Genomic DNA, 6,391 nt, shown 5'->3' with positions numbered 1-6,391 from the left:
TCTTGATGCCAGCCTTATATAAATACTGTGCGCGAAACAGCGGCCGCAGGCCGCCGCGCATCGCCGGCGCGCCCCGACGCGGCGGCGATCTGGTGAGGCTGGGCGCCGTCCGGATAAGGTAGCAGGTGGCGGCGGGATAAACTGCCCGATGGGACTGTCGCATCGCCCCCGCGCACGTCGGCGATGCGCGGCTGGTCCGAGGGGTGCAGGGCCAAAGAAATAAGGCGCTTGCTATAGACACCCCCACGCTTCCCTGCTAAATCCCCCCAATCTCGCGGCCTCGGATTCGTTCCGGGGCCCGTTGATTTTGGAATTTTGGGACCTTAGGGGCCCTATATCTCGGCCACCTTCGGGGGGCTAACATAGGCGGGGCAACCCGCCGCAGCTAAACGGAAGACAGAAAGCATGGCACTCAAGTCGTATAAGCCGACGACGCCGGGCCAGCGTGGGCTGGTGCTGATCGACCGTTCGGAGCTTTGGAAAGGGCGTCCGGTCAAGTCTCTCACTGAGGGTTTGACCAAAAAGGGCGGTCGGAACAACACCGGACGGATCACGATGCGTCGCCGCGGTGGTGGCGCGAAGCGTCTCTATCGTATCGTCGATTTCAAGCGCAACAAATTCGATGTTGCAGCGACCGTCGAGCGGATCGAATACGATCCCAACCGGACCGCGTTCATTGCCCTGATCCGCTATGAAGATGGCGAACAGGCCTACATCCTTGCCCCGCAGCGCCTTGGCGTTGGCGATCAGGTGATCGCCTCGACCAAAGCCGACGTGAAACCGGGCAACGCGATGCCGTTCACCGGCATGCCGATCGGCACCATCGTTCACAACATCGAGCTGAAGCAGGGCAAAGGCGGTCAGATCGCCCGTGCCGCTGGCACCTACGCTCAGTTTGTTGGCCGCGACGGCGGCTATGCTCAGATCCGCCTGTCGTCGGGCGAACTGCGCATGGTGCGTCAGGAATGCATGGCCACCGTTGGCGCCGTGTCGAACCCCGACAACAGCAACCAGAACATCGGTAAAGCAGGCCGCAACCGCCACAAGGGCATCCGCCCGTCGGTGCGTGGTGTGGTTATGAACCCGATCGACCACCCGCACGGCGGTGGTGAAGGCCGCACCTCGGGTGGCCGTCATCCGGTTACCCCGTGGGGCAAGCCGACCAAGGGTGCCCGCACCCGCAACAAGAACAAGGCGTCCAGCAAGCTGATCATCCGCTCGCGGCACGCCAAGAAGAAGGGTCGCTAATCTATGGCACGTTCTGTTTGGAAAGGCCCCTTCGTAGATTCCTACGTTCTCAAGAAAGCTGAGAAAGCACGGGAATCGGGCCGTAACGAAGTAATCAAGATCTGGTCGCGCCGCTCGACGATCCTGCCGCAGTTTGTCGGCCTGACCTTCGGCGTCTACAACGGTCACAAGCACATTCCGGTCAACGTATCGGAAGACATGATCGGCCAGAAATTTGGTGAATATGCGCCGACGCGGACCTATTACGGTCACGCCGCCGATAAGAAAGCGAAGAGGAAGTAAGCCATGGGTAAGGATAAGAACCCGCGCCGCGTGGCCGAGAACGAAGCGATGGCTAAAGCCAAAATGCTTCGCACTTCGCCGCAAAAGCTGAATCTGGTGGCCGCGATGATCCGTGGCAAAAAGGTTGATAAGGCTCTGGCCGACCTGACCTTCTCGAAAAAGCGGATCGCCGAGGACGTGAAGAAATGCCTTCAGTCCGCCATCGCCAACGCTGAAAACAACCATAACCTGGATGTGGACGAGCTGATCGTTGCCGAAGCCTATGTCGGCAAGAACCTGACCTTGAAACGCGGTCGTCCGCGCGCCCGTGGTCGGTTTGGCAAGATCATGAAGCCGTTTTCCGAGCTGACCATCAAGGTTCGGCAAGTCGAGGAGCAAGCGTAATGGGTCATAAGGTTAATCCGATTGGCATGCGCCTCCAGGTCAACCGCACCTGGGACAGCCGCTGGTACGCCGATACCAAGGACTACGGTAATCTTCTGCTGGAAGACATCAAACTCCGTGAGTTCATCAAGGAAGAGTGCAAGCAGGCTGGCGTTTCGCGCATCATCATCGAGCGTCCCCACAAGAAGTGCCGTGTGACCATTCACACTGCGCGTCCGGGCGTGATCATCGGCAAAAAAGGCGCCGATATCGAAGGTCTGCGCAAAAAGCTGGCGAACATGACCGACAGCGAACTGCACCTGAACATCGTTGAAGTCCGCAAGCCCGAGCTGGACGCGACCCTGGTCGCTGAAAGCATCGCGCAGCAGCTTGAGCGTCGTGTGTCGTTCCGTCGCGCCATGAAACGCGCCGTGCAGAACGCCATGCGTATGGGTGCCTTGGGTATCCGCGTGAACGTCGCTGGCCGTCTGGGTGGCGCCGAGATCGCGCGTACCGAATGGTATCGCGAAGGTCGCGTGCCGTTGCACACCCTGCGTGCCGACATCGATTATGCTCATGGCGAGGCTTCGACCCCGTATGGCATCATCGGCATCAAAGTCTGGATCTTCAAAGGCGAAATTATGGAACACGACCCTCAGGCTCGTGACCGTCGCCAGCAGGAGCTTCAGGAAGGTCCCGCGCCCCGTGGCGCCGGCGGCCGCCGTTAAGGAGTTCATGAGATGCTGCAACCCAAGCGCACAAAATTCCGCAAAATGCATAAAGGCCGTATCCACGGTCTGGCAAAAGGCGGTTCCGACCTGAACTTTGGCACCTTCGGTCTGAAGTCGATCGAGCCCGAGCGGATCACGGCGCGTCAAATCGAGGCGGCTCGCCGCGCGATGACCCGCCACATGAAACGTCAAGGCCGCGTCTGGATCCGGATTTTCCCGGATCTGCCCGTTACCTCGAAGCCGACCGAAGTTCGGATGGGTAAAGGTAAAGGCTCGGTGGATTTCTGGGCGGCCAAGGTTAAACCCGGCCGCGTGATGTTCGAAATCGACGGTGTGTCCGAAGCTGTTGCCCGCGAGGCCCTGCGCCTTGCCGCGATGAAACTGCCGGTGAAATGCCGCGTGGTGGTTCGCGAGGACTGGTAAGTCCGGCGACCGGGATATTCCCGACTGAAAATAAAACCCCCGTCAGGCAACTGGCGGGGGTTTTCCTTTGTGCCGGGTCTGGCGCGGCGACGGTCCGGATCGGGCCGTTGGGTTCTAGGTGATCGCGGAGGGCTCTGTTAGGCTGGCCTGACTATCGGAGAAATTTGCAGGATAGGCCCGTGTCGAACATCAAGAACTCGATCCTCGAAACCGTTGGTCAGACACCCGTCGTGCGGGTGAACAACATCGGTCCCAAGAACGTCGAACTTTACGTCAAAATCGAAGCCTTCAACCCTTTGGGGTCAGTCAAGGATCGGCTGGCGCTTGGTGTGATCGAAGCGGCCGAGCGTGACGGCAGCCTGAAACCGGGCCAGACCGTAATCGAGGCCACCTCGGGTAATACCGGCATCGGGCTGGCGATGGTTTGTGCGCAAAAGGGCTATCCGCTGGTCATCACCATGGCCGAGAATTTCAGCGTCGAACGCCGCAAGCTGATGCGGTATCTCGGGGCCAGAGTCATCCTGACCCCTGCTGCGGAAAAGGGCACCGGGATGATCGAAAAGGCCCGCGAACTGGCCGAGAAACACGGCTGGTTCAGCTCGCTGCAATTCGAGAACGAGGCCAACCCCGACACCCATTCCAAGACCACCGCGCGGGAAATCCTGTCGGATTTCGATGACATCGGGCTGGATTACTGGGTCACCGGCTTTGGCACCGGCGGCACGCTGAAAGGGGTGGCGCGGGTGCTTAAGGCCGAAAGCCCCGCCACCAAGGTTGTCGCGGTCGAGCCGGACAATTCGCAGATGCTGTCCAGCGGCATCGCCCAACCGCGCAACCCCGATGGCAGCATGTCCGCCAGCCACCCGAATTTCCGCCCGCATCTGATGCAGGGCTGGTCGCCCGACTTTATCCCGAAGCTGGCCGAGGATGCGCTGACCGGCAATCTGATCGATATCTTTCAACCGGTGGCCGGGGCCGATGCCTTGAAATGCGCGCATGACCTTGCCGCGAAAGAGGGGATTTTCTGCGGCATCAGCGGCGGTGCCACCTTTGCCGGCGCGCTGAAGATCGCGGAAACCGCCCCTGACGGCGCGCGCATTCTGGCGATGCTGCCGGATACCGGTGAACGCTATCTGTCGACGCCGATGTTCGAAGACGTGGTCGAAACCATGACCGAGGAAGAGCTGGAAATCGCCGCCTCGACCCCGCGGTTCCGGTTCGATGGATCCGGCGGCGCCGCACCCGCGCCGCAGGTCGAAGAGGTCAAGGATTACGCCGTCAAATTCGTTCAGGACGTGCTGTCAGACCCGACACAGCCGGTGGTTCTGTTCGCGCTGGAATGGTGCGAATTCTGTTGGTCGGTCCGCAAGATGTTCGCCGAGGCCGGGATCGCCTATCGCGCGATTGATCTGGATTCTGTCGCTTATCAGGCCGACAACCGGGGCGGCGATATCCGTGCCGCGCTGCGCAGTTTGATCGGGGTGCCGACGATCCCGCAGATCTTTGTGGCGGGCGAACATATCGGCGGCGCGACTGAAACCTTTGACGCGTTCAACGACGGCAGTTTCAAGGTCAGGCTGGCCGCGAACAATATCCCGTTCAACCCGGATATGACCCGCGACGCCTATAGCTTTCTGCCGAAATGGCTGCATCCGCGCTAGGCGGGGTCAGCCCCAGCGATAGTTGAAGCTCACCGAAATCCGTTCTTCTTCGGCCATGTTCAGCGGCACCTCGTGGCGCAGCCAGCTTTCCCACAGCAGGATGTCTCCGACCTTGGGTTTGACATAGACAAAGGTCCGCAGATCCTCGCGCGCATCCTTGCGGCGCGGCGGGGCGGCCATCAGGCGGCCCGAGCGCGGGTCTTCAAGTTTCAGCGCGCTGGCGCCCTCGGGCATCGCCACGTAGGTCGTGCCGGAAATCACCGAATGCGGGTGCAGATGCGAGCTGTGGGTGCCGCCCTCGGGCAGGATATTGATCCACAGGTCCTCAAGCACCAGCTTGCGGTCGTCCAGATCGAATTCCAGATCTTTGGCAAAGGCCGCGACGTGCTGATCCAGAACCTTGACCAGATCGGCAAAGATCGGAAACCGCCACGGCAAGTCGGTCAGCGAGGCATAGGAGGTATAGCCCGGATAGGCGTTTTCTTCGCACCAGATCTGCCCGGCCTCGTCATCCTCGGCCAGAGACAGGCACGAGGCTTCAAGCTCGTCCTGATCGATGGACGGGCTGAATTCCGACAGGGCGGCGTGGTAAAGACGGGTGACGAAGAGTGATTTGATCTGTGCCATGGCGATTTCTTAAACCAGCCCGAAACCCTTGGCGAGGGGGATCGTTGCGGTCAAATGGCGCAGATCGGCCTGCGGCGGGCGCTGAATGCGGTGAAACCCACAATTCCCCAACTTTCCCTTGCCCTTGCGGCGTGGCTCCCCTATAGAGCGGCATCTCGCGAAACCCCGTCAGGGGAATCGCGTGTTTTCTATTGAGCCACCGGGTCTAATGTTACCCTGAAAATCAGGGGCTGGCCGGTGTTTGAGAAAGGAAAAGGCGATGAACGCCAACGAACTGAAAGAAAAGACGCCGGATCAGCTGCGTGATCAGCTGGTCAGCCTGAAGAAAGAGGCGTTTAACCTGCGCTTCCAGCAGGCCTCGGGCGCGCTTGAGAACACCGCGCGTATGCGTCAGGTCCGTCGTGACGTGGCCCGCGTGAAAACCATTCTGAACCAAAAAGCCGCTGAAGCGGCGGCCAACTGAGGAGCTGACACATGCCCAAACGCATCCTGCAAGGCACCGTGACGAGCGACCAGAACGAGCAAACCGTAACGGTTTCGGTCGAGCGCCGCTTTACGCATCCGGTTCTGAAAAAGACCATTCGTAAGTCCAAGAAATACCGGGCTCACGATCCGAAGAACGAATTCAAGGTTGGTGACACCGTCCGTATCCAGGAATGTGCGCCGATCTCGAAAACGAAACGCTGGGAAGTGATCGCCAACTAAGGCCTCAATTCCAGTTTGATCGAAACCCTGGGGCGATAGTCCCCAAAGGTCGGGAGAAACCACATGATCCAGATGCAAACCAATCTGGATGTCGCTGACAACTCCGGCGCTCGCCGTGTTCAGTGCATCAAGGTTCTGGGTGGCTCCAAGCGTAAATACGCTTCCGTCGGCGACATCATTGTCGTCTCGGTAAAAGAAGCCATCCCGCGTGGTCGCGTTAAGAAAGGTGACGTCCGTAAGGCCGTCGTCGTGCGCACCGCTAAAGAAGTCCGTCGTGAAGATGGCACCGCGATCCGTTTTGATCGCAACGCAGCCGTTATCCTGAATAACAACAACGAACCCGTCGGCACC

Annotated in this window: 10 protein-coding genes and 1 pseudogene; 10 read left to right on the top strand and 1 reads right to left on the bottom strand. The window is 59.8% G+C overall.

Annotation, left to right across the window (positions count from 1 at the left end; genetic code table 11):
* Nucleotides 1-405: 405 nt before the first annotated feature.
* The 7 genes and pseudogenes from rplB to ABYW26_RS08915 all read left to right on the top strand — a co-directional run bounded on the left by rplB (nt 406) and on the right by ABYW26_RS08915 (nt 4,708).
* Entirely contained in the window at nt 406-1,248 is an 843-nt protein-coding gene (rplB, locus tag ABYW26_RS08945; protein WP_372604441.1) for a 50S ribosomal protein L2, read from the top strand.
* Between the two features lie 3 nt (nt 1,249-1,251).
* Nucleotides 1,252-1,530: a 30S ribosomal protein S19 gene (rpsS, locus tag ABYW26_RS08940; RefSeq protein ID WP_372604440.1), complete on the top strand. Its 279-nt coding sequence runs from the start codon at nt 1,252-1,254 to the stop codon at nt 1,528-1,530.
* Nucleotides 1,531-1,533: 3 nt separating this feature from the next.
* On the top strand, nt 1,534-1,914 hold the full coding sequence (gene rplV, locus ABYW26_RS08935; RefSeq protein WP_372604439.1) for a 50S ribosomal protein L22: 381 nt from the start codon (nt 1,534-1,536) through the stop codon (nt 1,912-1,914).
* On the top strand, nt 1,914-2,621 hold the full coding sequence (gene rpsC / locus ABYW26_RS08930) for a 30S ribosomal protein S3 (RefSeq protein ID WP_372604438.1): 708 nt from the start codon (nt 1,914-1,916) through the stop codon (nt 2,619-2,621). The genes rplV and rpsC overlap by 1 nt, the downstream gene beginning before the upstream one ends.
* 12 nt (nt 2,622-2,633) lie before the next feature.
* Nucleotides 2,634-3,047 carry a 50S ribosomal protein L16 gene (rplP, locus tag ABYW26_RS08925; RefSeq protein WP_372604437.1) on the top strand — a complete coding sequence of 138 codons (414 nt, stop codon included), beginning with the start codon at nt 2,634-2,636 and terminating at the stop codon, nt 3,045-3,047.
* Nucleotides 3,048-3,211: 164 nt separating this feature from the next.
* A pseudogene (gene cysK / locus ABYW26_RS08920) lies at nt 3,212-4,264 on the top strand (cysteine synthase A); the annotation flags it as partial.
* A 78-nt stretch (nt 4,265-4,342) separates the two neighbouring features.
* On the top strand, nt 4,343-4,708 hold the full coding sequence (locus ABYW26_RS08915; protein ID WP_372604442.1) for a glutaredoxin: 366 nt from the start codon (nt 4,343-4,345) through the stop codon (nt 4,706-4,708).
* Between the two features lie 6 nt (nt 4,709-4,714).
* Here ABYW26_RS08915 and ABYW26_RS08910 read toward each other — a convergent pair whose 3' ends face one another.
* Nucleotides 4,715-5,335, bottom strand: coding sequence for a 2OG-Fe(II) oxygenase family protein (locus tag ABYW26_RS08910; protein WP_372604435.1), 621 nt, complete (start codon nt 5,333-5,335; stop codon nt 4,715-4,717).
* Nucleotides 5,336-5,594: 259 nt separating this feature from the next.
* Between ABYW26_RS08910 and rpmC the strand changes: the two genes are divergently transcribed.
* The 3 genes from rpmC to rplN form a co-directional block, all read left to right on the top strand.
* Complete coding sequence (rpmC, locus tag ABYW26_RS08905; protein WP_372604434.1) at nt 5,595-5,798, top strand: 50S ribosomal protein L29; 204 nt, start codon at nt 5,595-5,597, stop codon at nt 5,796-5,798.
* An 11-nt stretch (nt 5,799-5,809) separates the two neighbouring features.
* The gene (rpsQ, locus tag ABYW26_RS08900; RefSeq protein WP_372604433.1) at nt 5,810-6,040 is read left to right on the top strand and encodes a 30S ribosomal protein S17; all 231 of its coding nucleotides are present in this window, start codon (nt 5,810-5,812) and stop codon (nt 6,038-6,040) included.
* A gap of 63 nt (nt 6,041-6,103) precedes the next feature.
* Nucleotides 6,104-6,391, top strand: a 288-nt coding sequence (rplN, locus tag ABYW26_RS08895) for a 50S ribosomal protein L14 (RefSeq protein WP_372604432.1), incomplete at its 3' end; no start/stop codon positions are given.

Origin of the sequence: Actibacterium sp., assembly GCF_041584535.1 — a bacterium.
GTDB lineage: Bacteria > Pseudomonadota > Alphaproteobacteria > Rhodobacterales > Rhodobacteraceae > Actibacterium_D.
The sequence above is the reverse complement of the archived record's forward strand: the minus strand, read 5'-3'. Positions and strand labels throughout refer to the sequence as shown.